Source organism: Massilia oculi (genome assembly GCF_003143515.1).
Taxonomy (GTDB): Bacteria; Pseudomonadota; Gammaproteobacteria; order Burkholderiales; family Burkholderiaceae_D; genus Telluria; species Telluria oculi.
This window is the reverse complement of the sequence record NZ_CP029343.1, coordinates 2,313,491-2,335,071: the sequence shown is the minus strand read 5'-3', so window position 1 is coordinate 2,335,071 and position 21,581 is coordinate 2,313,491. Positions and strand designations below refer to the sequence as shown.

The 21,581-nt window shown below is 65.7% G+C and carries 18 protein-coding genes and 1 pseudogene; 13 read left to right on the top strand and 6 right to left on the bottom strand.

Translation table 11 applies throughout. From position 1 onward, the window contains the following. Positions 1-3 precede the first annotated feature (3 nt). Positions 4-924, bottom strand: coding sequence for an AraC family transcriptional regulator (locus tag DIR46_RS10825; RefSeq protein ID WP_229446567.1), 921 nt, complete (start codon positions 922-924; stop codon positions 4-6). A gap of 290 nt (positions 925-1,214) precedes the next feature. Between DIR46_RS10825 and DIR46_RS10820 the strand changes: the two genes are divergently transcribed. Then, a complete protein-coding gene (locus DIR46_RS10820) occupies positions 1,215-2,732 on the top strand; it encodes a BCCT family transporter (RefSeq protein WP_109347990.1) in 1,518 nt (505 codons plus the stop codon). Positions 2,733-2,772: 40 nt separating this feature from the next. On the opposite strand, the gene DIR46_RS10815 is transcribed toward DIR46_RS10820, so the two are convergent. Beyond that, positions 2,773-4,017 carry a DUF819 family protein gene (locus tag DIR46_RS10815; RefSeq protein WP_109345230.1) on the bottom strand — a complete coding sequence of 415 codons (1,245 nt, stop codon included), beginning with the start codon at positions 4,015-4,017 and terminating at the stop codon, positions 2,773-2,775. Between the two features lie 214 nt (positions 4,018-4,231). On the opposite strand from DIR46_RS10815, the gene DIR46_RS10810 reads away from it, so the two are divergent. The 5 genes from DIR46_RS10810 to DIR46_RS10790 all read left to right on the top strand — a co-directional run bounded on the left by DIR46_RS10810 (position 4,232) and on the right by DIR46_RS10790 (position 10,405). Further along, positions 4,232-4,441, top strand: coding sequence for a hypervirulence associated TUDOR domain-containing protein (locus tag DIR46_RS10810; protein WP_109345229.1), 210 nt, complete (start codon positions 4,232-4,234; stop codon positions 4,439-4,441). A gap of 82 nt (positions 4,442-4,523) precedes the next feature. Next, positions 4,524-5,189 (top strand): response regulator, encoded by a 666-nt coding sequence (locus tag DIR46_RS10805; RefSeq protein ID WP_109345228.1) that lies wholly within the window; start codon positions 4,524-4,526, stop codon positions 5,187-5,189. After that, positions 5,179-6,552, top strand: a complete 1,374-nt coding sequence (locus tag DIR46_RS10800) for an ATP-binding protein (protein WP_109345227.1) — start codon at positions 5,179-5,181, stop codon at positions 6,550-6,552. The genes DIR46_RS10805 and DIR46_RS10800 overlap by 11 nt, the downstream gene beginning before the upstream one ends. A gap of 88 nt (positions 6,553-6,640) precedes the next feature. Next, positions 6,641-7,054, top strand: a complete 414-nt coding sequence (locus DIR46_RS10795) for a YgiW/YdeI family stress tolerance OB fold protein (RefSeq protein WP_109345226.1) — start codon at positions 6,641-6,643, stop codon at positions 7,052-7,054. A gap of 51 nt (positions 7,055-7,105) precedes the next feature. Next, positions 7,106-10,405 (top strand): DEAD/DEAH box helicase, encoded by a 3,300-nt coding sequence (locus DIR46_RS10790; RefSeq protein ID WP_109345225.1) that lies wholly within the window; start codon positions 7,106-7,108, stop codon positions 10,403-10,405. Here DIR46_RS10790 and DIR46_RS10785 read toward each other — a convergent pair. Then, positions 10,386-10,928 carry a hypothetical protein gene (locus tag DIR46_RS10785; protein ID WP_109345224.1) on the bottom strand — a complete coding sequence of 181 codons (543 nt, stop codon included), beginning with the start codon at positions 10,926-10,928 and terminating at the stop codon, positions 10,386-10,388. The genes DIR46_RS10790 and DIR46_RS10785 overlap by 20 nt on opposite strands. Positions 10,929-10,973: 45 nt before the next feature. Continuing rightward, positions 10,974-11,144, bottom strand: coding sequence for a LysR substrate-binding domain-containing protein (locus DIR46_RS10780; RefSeq protein WP_370659965.1), 171 nt, complete (start codon positions 11,142-11,144; stop codon positions 10,974-10,976). Here DIR46_RS10780 and DIR46_RS10775 point away from each other — a divergent pair. Further along, entirely contained in the window at positions 11,067-11,321 is a 255-nt protein-coding gene (locus tag DIR46_RS10775; RefSeq protein WP_370659964.1) for an SDR family oxidoreductase, read from the top strand. The two genes, DIR46_RS10780 and DIR46_RS10775, sit on opposite strands and share 78 nt — an antisense overlap. Before the next feature lie 56 nt (positions 11,322-11,377). On the opposite strand, the gene DIR46_RS10770 is transcribed toward DIR46_RS10775, so the two are convergent. Both DIR46_RS10770 and DIR46_RS10765 read right to left on the bottom strand, forming a co-directional pair. Continuing rightward, positions 11,378-11,884, bottom strand: a complete 507-nt coding sequence (locus DIR46_RS10770) for a host attachment protein (protein ID WP_109345222.1) — start codon at positions 11,882-11,884, stop codon at positions 11,378-11,380. A 417-nt stretch (positions 11,885-12,301) separates the two neighbouring features. Then, positions 12,302-13,204, bottom strand: a complete 903-nt coding sequence (locus DIR46_RS10765) for a PEP-CTERM sorting domain-containing protein (RefSeq protein WP_109345221.1) — start codon at positions 13,202-13,204, stop codon at positions 12,302-12,304. A gap of 123 nt (positions 13,205-13,327) precedes the next feature. Between DIR46_RS10765 and DIR46_RS10760 the strand changes: the two genes are divergently transcribed. From DIR46_RS10760 to wecC, 6 genes and pseudogenes are all read left to right on the top strand, one after another. After that, on the top strand, positions 13,328-13,867 hold the full coding sequence (locus tag DIR46_RS10760) for a putative periplasmic lipoprotein (RefSeq protein WP_162819491.1): 540 nt from the start codon (positions 13,328-13,330) through the stop codon (positions 13,865-13,867). 150 nt (positions 13,868-14,017) lie between these two features. Next, positions 14,018-16,270 carry an alpha,alpha-trehalose-phosphate synthase (UDP-forming) gene (locus tag DIR46_RS10755; RefSeq protein WP_109345219.1) on the top strand — a complete coding sequence of 751 codons (2,253 nt, stop codon included), beginning with the start codon at positions 14,018-14,020 and terminating at the stop codon, positions 16,268-16,270. Then, positions 16,267-17,043: a trehalose-phosphatase gene (otsB, locus tag DIR46_RS10750; protein ID WP_109345218.1), complete on the top strand. Its 777-nt coding sequence runs from the start codon at positions 16,267-16,269 to the stop codon at positions 17,041-17,043. Before DIR46_RS10755 ends, otsB begins: the two co-directional genes overlap by 4 nt. Further along, positions 17,040-18,866 (top strand): glycoside hydrolase family 15 protein, encoded by a 1,827-nt coding sequence (locus DIR46_RS10745; RefSeq protein ID WP_109345217.1) that lies wholly within the window; start codon positions 17,040-17,042, stop codon positions 18,864-18,866. The genes otsB and DIR46_RS10745 overlap by 4 nt, the downstream gene beginning before the upstream one ends. A 315-nt stretch (positions 18,867-19,181) precedes the next feature. After that, positions 19,182-20,318: a non-hydrolyzing UDP-N-acetylglucosamine 2-epimerase gene (wecB, locus tag DIR46_RS10740; protein ID WP_205289109.1), complete on the top strand. Its 1,137-nt coding sequence runs from the start codon at positions 19,182-19,184 to the stop codon at positions 20,316-20,318. Continuing rightward, a pseudogene (gene wecC, locus DIR46_RS10735) lies at positions 20,302-21,581 on the top strand (UDP-N-acetyl-D-mannosamine dehydrogenase). Before wecB ends, wecC begins: the two are co-directional and overlap by 17 nt.

The following is a 21,581-nucleotide window of genomic DNA, read 5'->3' as shown; positions in this document are numbered from 1 at the left end:
GTTCTAACGCTTCTTGACCGGCAGGGCCAGCCAGCCGCGCCAGCGCCCGGCGCCGTCGCGTTCGACCTTCTGGATGTGCGGGCGGGTGGCGTCCAGCCGCCATACGGCCTGGCGCTCGAGCCAGTCCTCGTACATCGCCCGAAAGCGCGGCCATTCGCCATCGAAGTCGAGGCAGGCGTAGCTACCGGCCGGCAGCACCCGCATTCCAAGCGCCGGGTCGTCGTCCGGCGCATGGGCGGCGAAGCCGAAGTCGTAACAGTATTCGCGCTCGCCCGTGAATCCGGGATCCTCGTCGAATACCCCATACCAGGACGCGCCGCTCGCCAGGCTGGAGCGTTCGCGTTCGCAGATGAAGGCGTTGCACGCCAGCGACAGCGCGGCGCCCGACTGGCCGAAGAAGCGCTGGTAGCGCAGCTTGATGCCGGGGAGGCTGCGCACCGTGACGCGGGCGGCGACGCTGCCGGGTTCGGGCGGGCAGTAGGGCGCCTGCAGCGCCGCCAGGTTGTCCGGTTCAGCCACGAAGAAACTGACGTCGCTCTCGCGCCCCACCTGGGCGTCCATGTAGGCGCGCCAGCCGCCTTCGCGCCATTCCTTGGCCGACATCGCGAACTGCTGGCGGAAGGCCTTGGCAAAGGCCGCGTTGGACGGAAAGCCGCAATCCTGGGCGATGCGCCCGACCGGCACGTCCGGCTCGTGGCGCAACAGGTGGGCGGCGCGGCGCAGGCGGCGCTTGCGCTGGTACTCCACCGCCGAAAAGCCGGTGAGTTCGCGGAAGATGCGGTCGAAGTGGTAGCTCGAATAGCTGGCCGAGGCGGCCAGGCTGCCCAGGGCCAGCGGGTCGCCGACCGAATCGAGCATCAGGTCCATTACCTCGTACAGGCGCGAGTCACGCGCGGCCGCCCGACCGGCGAGCGGCGAATCCACGCGCGCGCGTGGCGTGGGAGATGCGGTGGAAAGAGCGGGAGCGGGCATCGCATGACGTCATTACAAGACCGGATCAATTATGCGGCCAAACCGTCCTTCATGGCGAACTGTGTGTACTCATGACAACAGTCTGAGCTCGCGCAAGGGTACATGCGTTTTCATATAAAAAGTATAAGATTCGTGGGGACGCGAGAAGTCCTGCAGCGACGTACATGTGATTAAATCACTTACAATGATAAATTATTTAAAACATAAGACTCCGACGCAGGTTGGTGTCCATGGGAGAAAACATGCAGACAGCACTTTCGGCGGGTTTTATCCTTGCCATCGTTTTATGGGGCGTGATCGCTCCTGACAGCATGGGGGCGGTGTTCGACACCGTCCTCGCATCCGTGACCCGCAACTTCGGCTGGTTCTACCTCTGGGTGGTGCTGGGCCTGGTGGCATTCGCCCTATTCATGGCCTTCAGCCGCTACGGCAACCTCAAGCTGGGCGACGAGGACGACGAGCCCGAGTTCTCGATCGGCAGCTGGTTCTCGATGCTGTTCGCCGCCGGCATGGGCATCGGCCTGGTGTTCTTCGGCGTGGCCGAGCCGATCTCGCACTACATCGACGCGCCGCCGGGCACCGTGTCCGCCACGCCGGAAGCGGCGGGGGTGGCGATGCGCTACACCTTCTTCCACTGGGGCATCCACCCGTGGGCCGTCTACAGCGCGGTGGCGCTGGCGATCGCCTTCTTCCAGTACCGGCGCGGCGGCGACGCCCTGGTCAGCACCGCGACCGGAGCCCTGCCGTGGCCGATCGTCAAGCGCCTGGGCGGCCTGTTCAACGGGCTGGCGGTGGTGGCCACCGCCTTCGGCGTGGCCGCATCGCTCGGTCTTGGCGCCATGCAGATCAACAGCGGCATGAACACCGTGTTCGGCCTCGTCATCAGCGAGTACGCGCAGATCGGCATCATCCTGGTCGCCACCGCCCTGTTCCTGACGTCGGCGGTCACTGGCGTGACGCGCGGCGTCAAGATCCTGTCCAACATCAACATGACCGTGGCGGGCCTGCTGGCCCTGGTGGTGTTCCTGGTCGGCCCGACGGTGGCGATCATCGACACCTTCACCAGCACCCTGGGCAGCTACGTGACCGAATTCGTGCGCATGAGCCTGCGCGCTACGCCGTTCCGCGACAGCAACTGGGTCGGCAGCTGGACCATCTTCTACTGGGCCTGGTGGATCTCGTGGTCGCCGTTCGTTGGCCTGTTCATCGCGCGCGTCTCGCGTGGCCGCACGATCCGCGAGTTCATCATCGGCACCATGCTGGCGCCGACCCTGGCCGCCTTCCTGTGGTTCTCGATCTTCGGCGGCACCGCGCTGCACATGGAGATCTGGCAGCAGATCCCGATCTCGAACGCGGTGCGCGCCGACACCTCGACCGCGCTGTTCGCCATGTTCGACGCGCTGCCGCTGGGCTTGATCATGTCGGCCGTGGCCACGGTGCTGGTGCTGGTGTTCTTCGTCACCTCGGGCGACTCGGCGGTGCTGGTGCTGGGCATGATGAGCAGCGGCGGCAATCCGAACCCGTCCACGAAGACCAAGCTGCTGTGGGGCGGCCTGATCGCCGGCATGGCGATCAGCCTGCTGCTGGCGGGCGGCCTGAAGGCGCTGCAGACGGCCACCATCGTGTTCGCGGTGCCGTTCTCGCTGGTGATCATCCTGATGCTGGTCTCGCTCTACCGCGCCGTGTGCGAGGACTGGACGGCGCACGAGAAGCGCGAGCGCGAATTGCGCCGGCGCATGCGCCAGATGGTCGAAAAATAAGGGAAGGAAAGCGCGCCCCTGGACGGGGCGCGCGACAGTCTTACGTGGCCAGCGCGCGTAGCAGCAAGCCAGTGATGTAGGCGCAGTAGGTGCCCAGCGCGTAGCCCAGCACCGCCAGCAGCACCCCGACCGGGGCCAGCGCCGGGTGGAAGGCGCTGGCGATCACCGGCGCCGAGGCGGCGCCGCCGATATTGGCCTGCGAGCCGACCGCCATGAAGAACAGCGGCGCCCGGATCAGCTTGGCCACCAGCAGCATCAGGCCGCCGTGCACCGCGATCCAGATCAGGCCCAGCAGGAACAGCCATGGGCGGTCGAGCAGGGCGTTCAGGTCCATGTGCATGCCGATGGTCGCCACCAGGATGTACAGCATGGCCGAGCCGATGGTCGAGGCGCCGGCGCCTTCCAGCTTGCGCGCCCGCGTAAAGCTCAGCAGCAGGCCGAAGGTGGTGGCATACACCACGAGCCAGAAGAAGCTCGAGGTCAGGCTGTAGTCCTGCAGGCGCCATTCGGCCGGCAGGCTCGCGATCCAGGCGACGGTGGGGCCGGTCAGCGCATGCGACAGGCCGGTCGCGCCCAGGCCCACGGCCAGCACCACCATCACGTCGGTCAGCGTTGGGATGCGCGCGTGCTCGGCCTGGTAATGCTCGATCTTTTCCTTGAGCGCGTTGATGGCCGAGAGGTCGGCGCCGGTCCAGCGGTCGAAGGCCTGGGCGCGGCTGGCCAGGAACAGCAGCACGGCCATCCAGACGTTGGCGACCAGCACGTCGACCGCCACGAACTGGCCGAACTGGGTGGCTTCGACCTCGAACACTTCCTTCATCGCGGCCTGGTTGGCGCCGCCGCCGATCCAGGAACCGGCCACCGTGGTCATGCCGCGCCAGGTCTCGCCGCTCACGGTCTCGGGATGGATGAAGCCCATTGCCGTGAAGGACACGATCGCGCCAAGCATCACGCCAACGGTGCCGGTCAGAAACATGATGACGGCCTTGGGGCCGAGCCGCAGCACGGCGCCGAAGTCGATCGCCACGCACAGCAGGATCAGCGCGGTCGGCAGCAGGTAGTCGCGCGCCATCGGGTACAGGCCCGAGGCATTGCCGTCGATGATGCCGGCGGTGTTGAGCAGCGCCGGGATCAGGTAGCACAGCAGCAGGGCCGGCACGTAGGTATAGAACTTGTGCCAGAAACCGGATTTGCGCGACGCGCTCCAGAAGACGGCGCCGAGGATGACGGCCAGCATGCCGAGGACGACGGCATCGTTGGTGACCAGCGGGGTAGCATTCTGCATTCGTGGGTCCAGGTGAAGGAGGAAGATGGCCGTCCCGTCTCGACGGGGGCCGGACGGCGCATTCTACATTTTTTGCCTTAAGAATCATGTCTTTACGGAATTAAAATATCTTGCCCGTTCGGCGGCCTGTCGCCGGTTTGTCCCGCTGGCGTCGCGTGCGGGTTTCGGATGTATGGTGAAATGCCGCTTCATCCAGTCACTTCGGAGGTGGGGCATGACGCAGGCATTCAAGGCGGGCGACAAGGTGCAATGGAAGTCGTCGCAAGGCACGGTCACGGGCAAGGTCAAGAAAAAGCTGACCGCGCCGACCGACATCAAGAGTCATCACGTGGCGGCATCGAAGGACAACCCCGAATACCTCGTGGAAAGCGACAAGACCGGCGCCGAGGCGGCGCACAAGCCGGGATCGCTGAAGAAGGCTTAAGATACGCTTCATCTCCGCGCGGCATGCTCGGCGGCGAGCTGTTTACGCCATACTGGCGTTTCCTCGTTGCCGAAAATCTCGCATGCGCATCCTGTTGGTCGAAGACGATATCTCCCTTGGCGAAACCATCCAGGCCTGGCTGCGCCTGGACCAGCACGCGGTGGACTGGGTCCAGCGCGGCGATTCCGCCGACACCGCCCTCAAGACCCACCGTTACGACTGCATGCTGCTCGACCGCGGCTTGCCGGGACTGTCCGGCGACGACCTGCTGGCCCGGTTGCGCAAGGCCGGCAACGGCGTGCCGGTCATCCTGATCACCGCCTTCAATGCGCTGGCCGACCGGGTCGAGGGGCTGGACCTGGGCGCCGACGACTACCTGGTCAAGCCCTTCGAGCTCGAAGAGATGTCGGCCCGCATCCGCGCCGCGGTGCGGCGTGGCGCCAACCAGGTCAGCAACGCGCTGCGCCACGCCGATATCGCCCTGAATCTCGACACCAAGGTGGCGACCCTGGCCGGCCAGCCGGTCGCGCTGACTGCGCGCGAATACAATGTGCTGTATGCGCTGCTGCTGCGGAAGAATTCCATCGTCACCCGCGCCCAGATCGAGGAAGCCCTGTACGGCTGGGGCGACGAGGTGGAAAGCAATGCGATCGAGGTCTACATCCACAACCTGCGCAAGAAGCTCGGCGGCGACAGCATCGTCACCGTGCGCGGCCTGGGCTACCGGTTGAAGAACGATGGCGAGTAAGGCCATCGGCCCGCAGGCGCCGTGGTCGCTGCGACGGCGCCTGCTGGCCGTCATCGTCGCCGCCAGCACCGTGCTATGGCTCGCGAGCCTGGGCATCGTCACCGTGATCGCCTGGCAGGAAACCAATGAGGTGTTCGACGACGCGCTGGAAGAGTCGGGCTACATGATCATGGCGGCGACGACCGACTGGAACGAGCGCGGCCTGCTGCCGCAGGGCGGCGCCGACGGCGAGCATGGCCGCAAGGTCGACATGCAGTACCAGATCGTGGTCGATGGACGCGTGATCCAGCGCACCGGCGATGCGCCGCTGCGGCCCTTCGTCTCCAACTTCGACGACGACCACGGCTTCGCCGAGGCGCAGGCGAACGGCGAACGCTGGCGGGTGTTCGTGGTGCGCGACGAGGAGCGCAACTTCGAGGTGCAGGTCGGCCAGCAGGTGGATAAACGGTATGACATCCTGGAAGAACTGGCCGATTCGCTGTGGCTTCCGGTGCTGGGCTTTTTGCTGCTGCTGGCGCTGGTGTGCTGGGTCCTGACCGGGCGCGTCCTCAAACCCTTGCGCCGCACCGCCGCCAGCATCGCCGCCAAGACGCCCGACGACCTGGCCCAGGTGCCGACCGCCGGCCAGGCGCGCGAGGTGCTGCCGATCGTCCAGGCCTTGAATGGCGTGCTGGGACGGCTGGACGCGGCCTTGCAGGCCGAGCGCCGCTTCACCGCCGACGCCGCCCACGAGCTGCGCACGCCGCTGGCGGGCCTGCACATGCACGTGCAGCTGCTGCAGCGCCAGCATCCCGCGCTGGCGGCGCCATTCCAGAAGCTGCGCCAGGACATCGCGCGCCTGACGGCGCTGGTCGACAGCCTGCTCGCGCTGGCGCGCCTGGATCCGCTGGCGCGCGAACAGCTGGTGCGCCAGCCGGTGGCGTTGGCGCCGCTGTTCGACCGCCTGGCCGCCATGCATGCGCAGGAGGTGGCCGCGCGTGGCATCCTGCTGTCGCTGCGCTGCGAGGTGCACGAGGTGCAGGCCGATCCGCAGATGCTCGAGATCGTGCTGCGCAACCTGGTCGATAACGCGCTGCGCTACTGCCCCGACGGTAGCCGGATCGAGATCGCGGCAGTGCTGCACGCGGGCCATGCGCGCATCGCGGTGCGCGACGACGGCCCTGGCGTCGATGGGGAGAGCCGCCAGCGCCTGACCGAGCGGTTCTTCCGCGTGCTGGGGCAGGGACAGCAGGGCAGCGGCCTCGGGCTGTCGATCGTCCAGCGTATCGCCGACCTGCATGGCATCGCGCTGGCGTTCGGTCCCGGGATCGATGGCCGGGGCCTGGGAGTGTCGCTGGATCTGCCCCCCCTGAAAACTCCTTAAGATCGGTTTAATGTCCGGCCGTTGTAATGCGCCTGTGCCTGCTGCTACAGCGCAGGCGAGGACAACCAACCCGAATAAAGGACCGATCATGAAACGTATTTTCCACCTCTCCTGCATCGCCGCGCTGCTCGCCGCTTCGGGTACTGCCGCCGCGCAGAATATCGCCGATGCGCCGCCCGGCGCGGCCACCGACGTCAAGCCGGTCTCGGGCTACTCCGGCCCGTCCGGCGCCCCGCTGATGACGGCGAAAGACTTGCTGGCCAAGGGCAAGGACGACCAGTACGTGCGCCTGAAAGGCAAGCTCACCAGCCACAAGGGCGACGAGGACTACGAGTTCACCGACGCCAGCGGCAAGATCACGGTCGAGATCGATTCCGACCGCTTCCCGCAGGGCGTGAAGGTCGACCACAACACCACGGTCGAGCTGGCCGGCGAGTTCGACAAGGAGATGTTCGGCGAATCGAAGCTGGACGTCGAGCAGATCAAGGTCGTGAGCAATTAAGAAGCGCGGCATGGGCGATAATGGCGTTTTGACCGCCATGTCACGCCGCCCATGCACTACGACCACGCCGACCTGAAACACGGCTTCGATGCCGGCACCCTGCAGCGCGGGCAAGACTACGCGCGCAAAGGCATGGTGCGGGCGGCGCGCCGCGACGGCGACCGGCTTGTCGGCGAAGTCAGCGGCAGTGGCAACGAGCTGTACCGCCAGACCATCCGTTTCCGCGCCGAGCGGGGCGGCATCGGCTTCCAGGGCAGTTGCAGCTGTCCCATGAGCTATAACTGCAAGCATGTGGTTGCCGTGCTGCTGGCGGACCTGGATGCGGTGGCGGCTGCCAGGTCGCCGCAAGCGGTTGCCGCGCTGTCCGAGCGCTGGTTGCAGCAGCTGGCGAGCTTGCCGGCCACCGTGGACGCATCTTCCGGCGGCGCCTCTGATTCGGACCTGGCCTGGGTGCTGGCGCCCGACCCGGCCACGGGCGCCCCGCGCCTGCACGTGCGCCTCGCGCGCCGGCGCAGGAACGGCGATATTGCCACCACCCTCCCGATCAACGATATTCATGCAATGATCGGCTCCCCGGCATTGCCTGGCGAAGAGGAATGCCTGCGGCTGTTCGTGGCATTGAAGGCGGGCCGGGTGGTCGCCAGCGGCGCCGCACCATCGGGGCCGATCGGCGCGCAGCTGCTTGGGCGCTTGTGTAGCGCGGGAAGGCTGCTGTTTGGCTGGTCGGACGACGACATGCGGCGGGGAAAGGTCCATCTCATGCGGCCCGGGCCGCGGCGCCAGGCGAGCCTGTGCTGGCGATCCGCCGGACAAACCGGCGATGCCGTGACACTGGGCTGGCAGTTCGACGATGCCGGCGCGCCAGATGCGGTGCTGCCGACCGACCCGCCGTACTATCTCGAGAATGACATGCTCGGCGAGCTGGCCTTGCCGCCATCGCTCGCGGCATTGCCTCCGGCCTTGCTGGTGAGCGTGGCGGCCGAGTCGCCCGCGCTGAACCCCGAGCAGCGCGCCGGCATGGCATTGCGCCTCGCCGATCTCGGCCTGGACCGTTTCGTGCCGCTGCCACAGGCAATCGAGACGCGGCGCCGCAGCGACATCGTCCCCACCCCCTGCCTGCGCCTCGACAGCGTTTATACCGACTGGGGCCGGGAGCTGATCTGGCATGACTACGCGATTCCTCGCTTCGAGTACGATGGCCACAGCACGGACGGTGTGCACGAGCCGGTCCTGCGCACGGTGGAGGATGGGGTCGTCCAGCTCATCGAGCGCGATGTCGCCGCCGAAGCGGCGGCCGCCGCCGTGCTGGCCGATCTCGGCTTCCGCGCGCCGCCTGCTGACTCCCCGCTCGGAGACCTGCCCGATGCCCTGCAACTGAACGACGAGGCTGCCTGGGTCGCCTTCGCGCGTCGTGATCTCCCACGCCTGCGTGCGTCCGGATGGGAGATCGATGTCGATGGTAACTACCGCTACGATCTGGCCGAGGTCGACGACTGGTACGCCGAACTGGATGAGGAAGGCGAGGGCGGCAACGGCTGGTTTTCGCTCGAGCTGGGCATTGTCGTTGGCGGCGAGCGCCATGCACTCCTGCCCCTGCTGGTGCAGATGGTGCGCGCCGCGCCCGGCAATTTTGCCGCGCCGGCCCTGGCCGCGCGCGGCGACGAAGAACACCTGCTGGTCGAGTTGACGAATTTCGAGCGCGTCGCCTTGCCGTGGGGCCGCGTCAAGCCGATCCTGGCCACCTTGGGCGAGTTGTATTTCCACGAGCGCCTGGGCAATGGGGTGCGCCTGCCGGCCATGGACGCCGCGCGCCTCGCCGAACTGGAGCGCGCCGCGCGGCTGCGCTGGATCGGCGGCGAGCGCCTGCGCGAACTGGGCCGCAAGCTCGACAGCTTCGGCGGCATCCAGGCCGTCGCGCCCCCGGCGGGCTTGCAGGCCGCCTTGCGTCCCTACCAGCTGGGCGGCCTGGCCTGGCTGCAGTTCCTGCGTGAATACGGCTTCGGCGGCATCCTGGCCGACGACATGGGGCTGGGTAAAACCATCCAGACCCTGGCCCACGTCCTGCTCGAGAAAGAAGCCGGCCGCCTCGATGCGCCGGCCCTGGTCGTGGCGCCGACCAGCCTGATGCCGAACTGGCAGGCCGAGGCCGCGCGCTTCGCGCCCGGCCTGCGGGTGCTGCTCCTGCACGGCAAGGAGCGCGCCGCGCAGTTCGACGCCATCGGCGAGCACGACCTGGTGCTGACCACCTATGCCTTGCTGGGCCGCGACGAGGACGCGCTGCGCCGGCACCGCTACCACCTGCTGATCCTGGACGAAGCGCAGTACATCAAGAACAGCCGCACCAAGGCGGCGCAGACCGCGCGCCTGCTCGATGCCCGCCATCGCCTGTGCCTGACCGGCACGCCGGTGCAGAACCACCTTGGCGAACTGTGGTCGCAGTTCAACTTCCTGATGCCGGGCCTGCTGGGCGACGAGAAATCCTTCAGGGCCCATTACCGCAAGCCCATCGAGCAGGGCGGCGACGTGCAGCGCAAGGATTTCCTGGCGCGCCGCGTCAAACCCTTCATGCTGCGCCGGACCAAGGACAAGGTGGCGACCGAGCTTCCTCCCAAGACCGAGATCGTGCTGCCGGTCGAGCTGGGCAGTGCGCAGCGCGACCTGTACGAGACGGTGCGGGTGGCGATGGACCGCAAGGTGCGCGCCGAGATCGACCGCAAGGGCCTGGCGCGCAGCCACATCGTGATCCTCGAGGCGCTGCTCAAGCTGCGCCAGGTGTGCTGCGATCCGCGCCTGGTCGAACCAATGAGCGCGACCGGCTCGGCCAAGCTCGATACGCTGATGGACCTGCTCGATACCTTGAGCAGCGAAGGCCGCAAGGTGCTGGTGTTCTCGCAGTTCACCAGCATGCTGGCCCTGGTCGGCGCGGCACTGCGCGAGCGCGGCGCCGATTTCGTCGAACTCACCGGCAGCACGCTCGACCGCGCCGCTCCGGTCGCCGCCTTCCAGCAGGGGCAGGTCGGGGTGTTCCTGATCAGCCTGAAGGCCGGCGGGGTGGGGCTGAACCTGACGGCGGCCGACACCGTCATTCATTACGACCCTTGGTGGAACCCGGCCACCGAAAACCAGGCCACCGACCGCGCCTGGCGCATCGGCCAGCAGCAGCCGGTCTTCGTCTACAAGCTGATCGCGCGCGGCACGCTGGAAGAGAAAATCCAGGAACTGCAGCGGCGCAAGGGCGAGCTGGCGGATGCGGTGCTGAGCAATGAGGGAGAGACGGAACTTGCGCCGGGTCTGCAGGCGGACGACCTGCGCGCCATCTTCTCGCTCGATGCTAGTCCTGCACCACGCTGACGCGCGCGAAGCGCAGGTTCTCGAACACCTTGATGCGCCCCGTCAGCGGCCACCAGTCGTACAGGAAGATCTGGGCCGGCCGCCACATCGCCACCCAGCCGATGATGGTCAGGCTTTCGCGCGCGATCCTGGCGAAGTGGCCGCTGGAAAAGGTCTCGATGGCTGCCGCCAGCAACAGGCAGCTGACGACGAAGGCCACGCCGATCGCCAGGCTGATGCGGCCCTGGCGCAGCAGTTGCTTCAGCTCGCCGCGCACCAGTTCCACCTTGTAGCCATAGTAGTTGTGGATCGCATCCGCGACCATGTCGCCGGCCTGTCCCACCGGCGGCAACTGCGCGACGTGGATATTCAGGTGCAGCAGGCTGGCCGGCGGCAGCGACAGCGCCCAATTCTCGATATAGGCCTCGCAGGCATGGTCGAGGTCCTTGTTCAGGAAGGGCGCCGGGTCGAGCGAGTTGAACAGCTGCTGCAGCTCGCGCACGCGCAGGTCCAGCGTATGGGTTGGTTGTTCACTGATGTGCATGCGGCAAGCGTACCGCAGGGCTTCATGACCGGCAACCGCAGCCGCTCATCGGCTGACACGCTGCGGCAAGCGCTCCGTCAGCCAGTCGATGAACACGCGCAGGCGCCGCGTCAGGTGGCGGTTCTGCGGATACACGACATGCAAGGGAAAGCCGTCCGGGCGCCAGTCGGCGAGAGTCTCGACCAGCGATCCTTCCCGCAGGTGCTTGCTGCGCAATACGCAGTCGACGCGAGCCGCCAGGGCCTGTTCGACCACCTCGCCGCGCGAGTGCCGATGGGACGCCCGGGCGAGCCGGAAGACATCAGCAAGGCCGTGACCTTCCTGGCATCAAACGTCGCCAGCCGCATCAACCGCATCGAGCTGTTCGCTGATGGCGGCATGGTCCAGGTCTGAGGCGCCATGCAAAAGGCCCGCCACCGGGGCGGGCCTTTCATCCAGTGCGGCGCTGTCTACGCCGACTTGTCCTGGTGCGCGTCCAGCTGGGCGCGCAACTCCTGGCCGTTCGAGTGCGTGTAGTCCTTGTTGACTTCACGCTTGATCAGCGATTTGAGTTGCGGGTCGATGGTCGAACGGAGCACGCCCAGGAACTCGGGCGACGCCGACACCACCAGCTGCTGGAAGCGGCCGGCCTGGTGTGCCTGCCGCAGGTAGTTCGACACATCCTTGGCAAATTTCTGCGTCTCGTGCTCGGTCGGCGTGACGGCCGGCTGGTAATCGCTGCCCGGCGCGCCTGCCGCAGCCGCGTGTTCGAAGCCGCCGCCTTGCCCGCCACCGATACTGTGGCCGCTATTCTGTGCGGCGCGCGGGCTCATCTTGTCAGTGACGATGTCCATCTCGCGCTGTTGCGCGGACGGATTGACCATGTCTTCGACCTCCTTCAAGGATGCCGCGTTATCGGCGTCGGAAAAGATGCGTGCACGGCCGGCATTGGCTGCGATCGTCCAGGTTGTTGGCATAGTACCCCCTGTAAAAATGGTGTGATGGCAATCGCCTGCGGCATCGTCCCGATAATGTTGAGCCAGGACTTCTGCATGGCGACAAGTGATGATTCAGTATAGCCCTGCGTGGAAATACCCGGCGCACCGCCTTCTCTGGCGTGCGCATCTTGCGTTATCGAAACAAGCGTGAGGTCAATTTCCTTGGATGTGCAGTACCTAACTGACCATGCTGCTCGTGCCCGGCATCATGAATCCATCGACAACAAGCATCTGAGAGGAGTTCATCATGGGTAAGTATTTCATTGGCTGGCTGCTGGGTATTCCTGCTGTCGTGCTCGTCATTCTGTATTTCATCTTCGGCTGACACATGCCGGTCGCGCAAAACGAAACGCCACCGTCCAGGTGGCGTTTTCTTTTGCGGCCCGATTTCCCGCGTCAGGGCAGGGCCGGTTCCAGGACTTTTTCAGAGGCCAGCTGTTCCGCAGCAATGCCCTGCAGGGCGGCCGCGCTACGCGCGTCGATGCCGATCTCGCGTGCGATCGCGTCGCCCGCGCCGAGCGAGCGCGGATCGCGTCCGGTCACGCTGCCGAAGATGGTCAGCGCCTCCAGATAATAGCCGTGCGCGCTGCCGTGATAGGCGTCGTCCGCCCATAGATTCACCTGGCCGGCCGGTATGGCGCGATAGGGATTGGCGGCCGCCACGCCGCTGGCGAAGGCGCGATTCCATGCTTCGCCAACCGGGATCACGCCGCTGATGAAGCGCGATGCCGCATGGGCCGCGTCATGGCCGCGGCGAACGTCCAGCGCCATCTGCCCGATCGGCTTGCCGTACCAGGCGCCGTTCGCCAGCCAGGTCTGGTCGGCGCGCGACCAGGTCGCATTCAGGCGTACGTCGACCTGCGGATTCTGCTGATGGAATGCCCGGGCCAGCAGGCCGCTGTAATGGATCAGTTTTGCGGGATCGCCGGGCGCGTCCTGGTCCAGCGTGCTGTACCCTTGCAGCAGCACGATATCCCACGGCTTCACGATGACGCCGTGGCGGTGCTTGTAATGAAAATCGAGGCCGGCGCCGCCTTTCGTCTCCAGGCTCACCGCGTAGTCCAGTCCCGCCTGCTCCGTCATCGCCTTGAACAGCGCCGGTACGCCGCCGATCTTCGTGCCGTTGAGGTCGGTTACCGTGTGCGGGCGAAAGCCGTTCACCGGCGGCGCACCGGCGCCGTAGGTGAAGCTGTTGCCGACGAAGAGGATGGTGGTGGCGCAGGCCAGCGGCGAAAGACTCATTGCGGAGATGGCGAGGAGCAGGGCGCCGGTGCGGCGCACGGTAGGGGAAACGGACATCGTGATCCTGTCTTGCATATTGGAGATGGCAGTGTGCAAGGAATATCAGCGAGGAAGCAAGCAGGATTTTTGCAAGGTCTACCGTGTTACTCTTGCTATTCGTTTAATAACAACCGGAATCCAATGAAAGCCATGCTCCCCGTCATTGCGGCCGCCACCCTGATCGCCGGCTGCGCCTCCACCCCGGTCCCGGGCGACTCGCGCGATCAGTTCATGGCCACCTTGCAGGGCATGTGCGGCCAGCGCTTCGAAGGTGCGCAATCGTATGCGGTCGACCCGAACAACGAGTTCGCCGGCAAGAAGATCTCGACCCGGGTCGATTGCAGCCCGACCCTGATCCGCATGCCGGTGCAGGTCGGGGAGGACCGTTCGCGCACCTGGATCTTCACCCGGCCGCAGGCCGGGCTGGAGCTGCGCCACGATCACCGCCACGCGGACGGCACGCCGGACAAGGTCACGATGTACGGCGGCATGGCGAAGGAGGGCGGCACGGCGCGTTCCCAGGCCTTCCTGGCCGACAAGTACACCGCCGACCTCGTGCCGGGCGCGGAAACGAATGTCTGGGCCGTCACCCTCAGCGAGGATGGCAAGACTTTGACCTATCGCCTGGAGCGCCACGCCAGGCCGCGCGCTGAATTCGTCCTGCACCGCATACCTGGATGACAGACAGGGATAAACTTCCAGGGTGCCAGTGTCGCCCGGAACCACCGGTTGATCCAGCCATATGTTGCGGTGCGCAACGTTGCGACGTGAAAATTTGCAAATAGCTATACTCAAATGGTCGGCGACGTCGTCCCATCTTGAAGGAGCTTCATGCGGTTCAGATCGGTACAACTATCCATGCGCTTCATCGTCCCGCTGGCCCTGGTGCTGGCGCTGTTCGGTTATTTCGCGATTCCATGGATGGAAAATCTCACCGTACGCTGGTTCGTACGGGACCTCGATACGCGTTCTCAACTGGTATCGAGCACGTTGCAACAGCCGCTGCTCAACTACCTCGAGGACAATGATGCCCCGCGCATCAACGACGCGTTCAGCCGTGCGATCCAGGACGAGCGCCTGTATGCGCTCGCCTTCTGCGATCCCGGCGGAACCCTGCGCTACAAGACCGACACTTACCCGGAGTCCCTTGGCTGCCGCCAGGGCGCGGGCGGCGAGGACGCCAATCCCGTGGTGCGCCTGCCGCAGGGGCCGGTGCACGTCTCGAGCCGCGAACTGACCCAGGACGGCGCCACCGCCGGCCGCCTGATCCTGGTGCAGGACATGAGCTTCATCGAGCGGCGCAGCGAAGACACCAAAAAATACATCCTCGCCCTGTTCGTCGTGCTGGCCGGCGCCATCTCCCTGATCACGGTGCTGATCGCGCACCTGAGCTGGCACGGCTGGCTCAACGGCGTGCGCGAGATGCTGCGCGGCGAACTGTCGCCCCGGCGCCCGGGGCCCATGCCGCCGGAGATCGCGCCCCTGGCCAGCGAACTGCGCGCACTGCTCAACGAATACAACCGCGACCTGCAGGGCAGCGGCGTCGAATCCCAGACCTGGGGCGCGGACACGCTCAAGACCTTGCTGAACCAGGACCTGGCGGGCGACGAGATCCTGGTGGTATCGAACCGCGAACCCTACATCCACGTCAACACGCCGAATGGGGTCAAGGTGCAGCGCCCGGCCAGCGGCCTGGTGACGGCGGTGGAAGCCGTGATGCGCGCCTGCTCCGGCACCTGGATCGCGCACGGCGCCGGCTCGGCCGACCGCGACACGGTCGACGCCAACGACCATGTGCGCGTGCCGCCCGAAGACCCGAGCTACACGCTGCGCCGGGTCTGGCTGTCGAAGGAAGAAGAGCAGGGCTATTACTACGGTTTCGCCAACGAGGGCCTGTGGCCGCTATGCCATATCGCCCACGTGCGGCCGGTGTTCCGCTCGACCGACTGGGCCGAATACGTCCGGGTCAACCAGCGCTTCGCCGACGCCGTGATCGCGGAAGCGCGTTCCGACAACCCGGTGGTGCTGGTGCAGGATTACCACTTCGCCCTGCTGCCGCGCATGGTGCGCGCGGTGCTGCCGAAGGCCACCATCATCACCTTCTGGCACATCCCCTGGCCGAATCCGGAATCGTTCGGTATCTGCCCGTGGCGCGAGGAGATCCTCGACGGCATGCTTGGGAGCACGATCCTCGGCTTCCACACGCCGTTCCACCGCAAGAACTTCCTCGACACCGTGGACCGCTACCTTGAGACCCGCATCGAGAACGAGGCTTCGACCGTCAGCTACGGCAACGAGCTGACCCAGGTGAAACCATACCCGATCTCGATCGCCTGGCCGCAGCCGGCCCCGGACGAGTGCGACGTCGCGGCCTGCCGCGCCGAGATCCGCCAGGCGCTGTCACTGCCGGCCGACCAGCTGCTGGGCATTGGCGTCGACCGTCTCGACTACACCAAGGGCATCGTCGAGCGCTTCCAGGCGGTCGAGCGCATGCTCGAGCTGCATCCGGACATGGTCGGCAAGTTCACCTTCGTGCAGATCGCGGCGCCGACCCGGTCCTCGCTCGACGAATACCAGAACTTCGAAGCAAGGGTGCGGGCCCTGGCCCAGCGCATCAACCAGCGCTTTTCCAGCGGCAGCTACCTGCCCATCATCCTCAAGACCGAACACCATGAACAGGCACAATTGCGCACTTATTTCCGCGCGTCCGAGGTGTGCAGCGTGACCAGCCTGCACGATGGCATGAACCTGGTGGCCAAGGAATTCATCGCCTCACGCGACGACGAGCAGGGCGTGCTGATCCTGAGCCAGTTCACCGGCGCCGCACGCGAGCTGCACGAGGCGCTGATCGTCAATCCGTATCACATCGAAGAGGGCGCCGAAGCGCTGTACCGTGCACTGCGCATGCCGCAGGACGAGCAGCGCGAACGCATGCGCACCATGCGCGTGCGGGTGCGCGACTTCAACGTTTACCGCTGGGCCGGCCGCATGCTGCAGGACGCGGCCCGCCTGCGCCAGCGCGAGCGCGTGCGCTCCAGGATCAATTCGCTGAGCCAGAACCGGGTACGAAAGGGGGACGCATGAGCATGACGATCGAGACCAACGAACAGGCAGCGCTGGACCTGCTGGCCGCGCCCGATTGCGCGCTGTTCCTCGATTTCGACGGCACGCTGGTGGACATCGCGCCGCGGCCCGACCAGGTGGTCGTGACGCCCGAGCTGCTGGCCTCGCTGGCGGCGCTGCAAGCGCGGCTGGACGGCCGGCTGGCCATCGTCTCGGGCCGCCCCGTGGCCGAGCTCGACCGGCTGCTGGCGCCCCTGGTCCTGCCGGCCGCGGGCGTGCACGGCATGGAGCGGCGCGGTGTCGACGGGGTACTGCGCCAGTTGCCGGCGCCGGACTTCACGGCGGTGCGCACGCAGGCGCACGCGCTGGCGGCGCGCCACCCCGGCCTGTGGGTCGAGGAAAAGCACGGCGCATTGGCGCTGCATTATCGCCAGGCGCCGGAACTGCAGGCGCTGTGCGTCGAGACCATGGCGGATGCGGTGCGCAGCAGCCCGGGCCTGCTGCTCATGGAAGGCAAGATGATCGTCGAGATCAAGGCCGCCGGCGTCAGCAAGGGCACGGCGGTACGCGACTTCCTGGCCGAGGCGCCATTCGCCGGCTCGCCTGCGCTGTTCATCGGCGACGACACCACCGATGAAGCCGGCTTCGATCACGTCCAGCGCGTCGGCGGCATCGGCCTCAAGGTCGGGCCAGGACCGACCGTGGCCAGCTGCCGCATCGCCACGAGCCAGGCCGTGCGCGAGGCGCTGGCGCACGCGGCCGCCATGCCAACCATTGGAAAGGACTCAGCATGAACGAAGTTAACCAACAGTCGGGTTCGACCGCAGTGAACGACGCACCGGGCTCCCTCGATTGCGGCGTGGTCGGCAATTGCGCCTTCAGCGCCATGATCGACCGCATGGGCCGCGTGGTGTGGTCCTGCCTGCCGCGCTTCGACGGCGATCCGGTGTTCAACGCCCTGCTCGACCCGAGCGAGAACGGCAGCCTGTGGAACATCGAGCTCGAGGACGTCGTGCGCAGCGAGCAAGCCTATGAGCCGAACACGGCGGTGCTGCGCACGCGCCTGTACGACGGGGCCGGCAACGGCATCGAGATCACCGATTTCGCGCCGCGCTTCATGAGCCGCGACCGCATGTTCCGTCCGCTGATGCTGATCCGGCGCGTGAAGCCCCTCGGCGCCGGCGTGCGCGTGCGCATCAAGCTGCGGCCGCGTTTCGAGTATGGCGCGAAACAGCCCGAGATTACCCAGGGCAGCCACCACATCCGCTATGTGGGCCCGAGCCAGACGCTGCGCCTGAACACCGACGCCTCGCTCAGCTACGTGCTGTCCGAATCGTTCTTCCTGCTCGACCGGCCGATGAATTTCATGCTGGGACCGGACGAGACCCTGGCCGACGGCATCAGGGACACCGCCCACCGCTTCGAGAAAGAGACGATCGGCTACTGGCGCACCTGGACGCGCCGCCTGGCGGTGCCGCTCGAATGGCAGGACGTCGTGATCCGCGCCGCGATCACCTTGAAACTGTCGCTGTTCGAGGACACCGGCGCCATCATCGCCGCCATGACCACCAGCATCCCGGAAGCCCCGGGCAGCGAACGCAACTGGGATTACCGCTTCTGCTGGCTGCGCGACGCCTTCTTCGTGATCCGGGCCCTGAACAGCCTGTCCGAGGTCGGCACCATGGAAGACTACCTGCGCTGGCTGGGCAATGTGGTGGCGCGCGCCAAGGGCGGGCACATCCAGCCGCTGTACGGCATCGGTCTCGAGGAGCAGCTGCCCGAATCGATCGTCGAGCACCTGCCCGGCTACCGCAACCACCGTCCGGTACGCGTCGGCAACCAGGCGCAAGAGCACTTCCAGCACGATGTGTATGGCAATATCGTGCTCGGCGCAGCCCAGGCCTTCTTCGACCAGCGCCTGTTCCGCCGTGCCGGCCACCCCGAATTCCGCCTGTTGGAAGCGGTGGGCGAGCAAGCCTTCCGCGTGTGGGCAGAGCCGGACGCCGGCATGTGGGAGCTGCGCACCCGGGCCCGCGTGCATACGTCGTCGGTACTGATGAACTGGGCGGCCTGCGATCGCCTGGCCAAGATCGCCGACGTGCTGGAGCTGCCGGACCGCGCCGCTTTCTGGGCCGAGCGCGCCGAACTGATCCGCAACCGCCTGCTGGCGGAAGCCTGGAGCGAGGAGCGCCAGGCCTTCGCCGAAAGCCTGGGCGGACGCGACCTGGACGCCAGCGTGCTGCTGATGGCCGAGATCAATTTCATCGACCCGAAAGATCCGCGCTTCGTCGCCACCGTCGACGCGCTGGAAAAATCGCTGTGCGACGGCCCTTACATGCGCCGCTACGAAGCGCCAGACGATTTCGGCGTGCCCGAGACCGCCTTCAACATCTGCACCTTCTGGCGCATCGACGCGCTGGCGCGGATCGGGCGGACGAAGGAAGCGCGCGAGGTGTTCGAGGCCATGCTGGCGGCGCGCAACCACCTGGGGCTGCTGTCCGAAGACACGCACCCGGTTACCGGTGAGATGTGGGGCAACTTCCCGCAGACCTATTCGATGGTTGGCCTGATCAATTGCGCCATGCGCCTGTCGAAATCGTGGAATAGTGTCGTCTAGCGGTTCATGGTCAAGTTGCCAATAACGCAGCCGCTATAAAGTTGCGTTATTGGCCACGAAAATCGCTTATTTTATTTCTCATGGATGCGGTAGTATCGCAGGTGTCTTTACGCCTGGAAGCCGCATCCGGTGGGGCTCGAAGGGATTGTTGGGCTTTCCGATAGGAACGCACGATTGAAATTCGCATCAGATTGCTTGATGTATAATTTCCTGGTCAAAAAATTATCCATCAGGAAACATAACGCCGGTGACATCCACTCGGAATGCGCACTGGCGTTTGCCGCCACCGATCGTCTCACGACAGCAATCAATTAGATGACTATTAAAGTTCTCACCGTTTTCGGGACGCGACCGGAAGCAATCAAAATGGCTTCCGTGGTGCGCGTACTGTCCGAGTCGCCCGACGTCGACGTCAAGGTCTGCGTGACCGCGCAGCACCGGCAAATGCTGGACCAGGTGTTGAGCCTGTTTTCGCTCACGCCCGATTTCGACCTGAACCTGATGACCCCGGGCCAGGATCTCTCCGATATCACCTCGAAGGTGCTCACGGGCATGCGCGGCGTGCTGCGCGAGTGGCGTCCGGATGTCGTTTTTGTTCACGGCGATACTACCACGACTTTTGCGACCAGCCTCGCCGCGTATTACGAGCGGATACCGGTCGGCCATGTGGAAGCGGGTCTGCGTACCGGAAACATCTACTCGCCATGGCCGGAAGAAGTCAATCGCTGCCTGACCGGCGTGATCGCCAGCCTGCATTTCGCCCCGACCGAGCACGCCCGGCAGAATCTGCTGAACGAAGGCGTGCCGGCGGCGAATATCTGCGTCACGGGCAATACCGTGGTGGACGCCTTGCTGGACGTGGTCAAGCGTCTTGAAACCGACACCCAGCTAAAGCGCGAGATGGAAGCCCAGTTCGACTTCCTCGACAGCAAGAAGAAGCTGATCCTGGTGACCGGTCACCGGCGCGAGAATTTCGGGGGCGGCTTCGAGAACATCTGCCGCGCCCTGGATGAAGTCAGCCGCATGCCGGACGTCGAGGTGCTGTATCCGGTGCACCTGAATCCGAACGTGCAGGAACCGGTGCAACGTATCCTGAAGGGCAATCCGAACGTGCACCTGATCGATCCGGTCAGCTACCTGCCATTCGTCTACCTGATGAACCGCGCGGCGATCCTGCTGACCGATTCCGGCGGCATCCAGGAAGAAGCGCCATCGCTCGGTAAACCAGTGCTCGTCATGCGCGACACCACCGAGCGGCCCGAAGCCGTCGCCGCCGGCACCGTGCGCCTGGTCGGCACCGGCATCGATTCCATCGTCGGCGGCATCCGCACGCTGCTGCAAGACCCGGCCGAATACGAACGCATGAGTTCGGCCACCAATCCCTACGGCGACGGCACCGCCGCGACCCGCATCCTCAACTTTTTAAGAGAAAAACATGAGCAGCACCTTTGATACTATCTCGATGATCGGTCTGGGCTACATTGGTCTCCCAACCGCTGCAATGTTTGCATCCCGCAAGAAGAACGTCATCGGCGTCGATATCAACCAGGATGCGGTCGACACCATCAACAGCGGCCAGACCCACATCGTCGAACCCGACCTGGACATGATCGTCGCCGCGGCCGTCAACCAGGGCTACCTGAAGGCGTCCACCACGGTGCAGCCGGCCGACGCCTTCCTGATCGCCGTGCCGACGCCGTTCCGCGGCGACCACGAACCCGACGTCAGCTACGTCGAAGCGGCGGCGCGCTCGATCGCGCCGGTGCTGAAAAAAGGCGACCTGGTCATCCTCGAATCGACCTCGCCGGTGGGCACCACCGAAAGCCTGGCCAAGTGGCTGGCCGAAGAGCGCCCTGACCTGAAAATTCCGCTGGGCCCGGACGACGAAGCCGACATCAATCTGGCCTACTGCCCGAGCGCGTGTTGCCGGGCAAGGTGATCCACGAGCTGGTGTCGAACGACCGCATCATCGGCGGCATCACCAAGGCCTGCTCCGAGCGCGCCATCGCGCTGTACCAGACCTTCGTGCAGGGCGAGTGCATCGAGACCAACTCGCGCACGGCCGAGATGTGCAAGCTTACCGAGAATTCCTTCCGCGACGTGAACATCGCGTTCGCCAACGAACTGTCCGTCATCTGCGGCAAGCTCGGCATCGACGTGTGGGAACTGATCGCGCTGGCCAACCGCCATCCGCGCGTGAACGTGCTGCGTCCGGGGCCGGGCGTGGGCGGCCACTGCATCGCGGTCGACCCGTGGTTCATCGTGCACAGCGCGCCGGAACAGTCGAAGCTGATCAGGGCGGCGCGCGAAGTCAACGACTACAAGCCGCACTGGGTGCTGGACAAGGTGCGCGAAGAAGTCGAGAAATACCTGGCCGCGAACCCGGAGCGCAAGGAATCGGACGTCACGATCGCCTGCTTCGGCCTGGCCTTCAAACCGGACATCGACGACCTGCGCGAAAGCCCGGCGCTCGACATCGCCGCCGAGATCGCGAAGACGCACAACAGCCGCGTGATCGTGGTCGAACCGAACATCTCGGCCCTGCCGGCCAGCCTCGACAAAGGCGAGCTGCGCACACCGCAGGATGCACTGGCGCGTTCGCAGATCGTCGTCATGCTGGTCAATCACAAGCCGTTCCTGTCGCTCAAGGAATCGCTGTTCGCCGACAAGGTGATCATCGACACCTGCGGCTACCTCAGCGCCACCGGCCGCTAA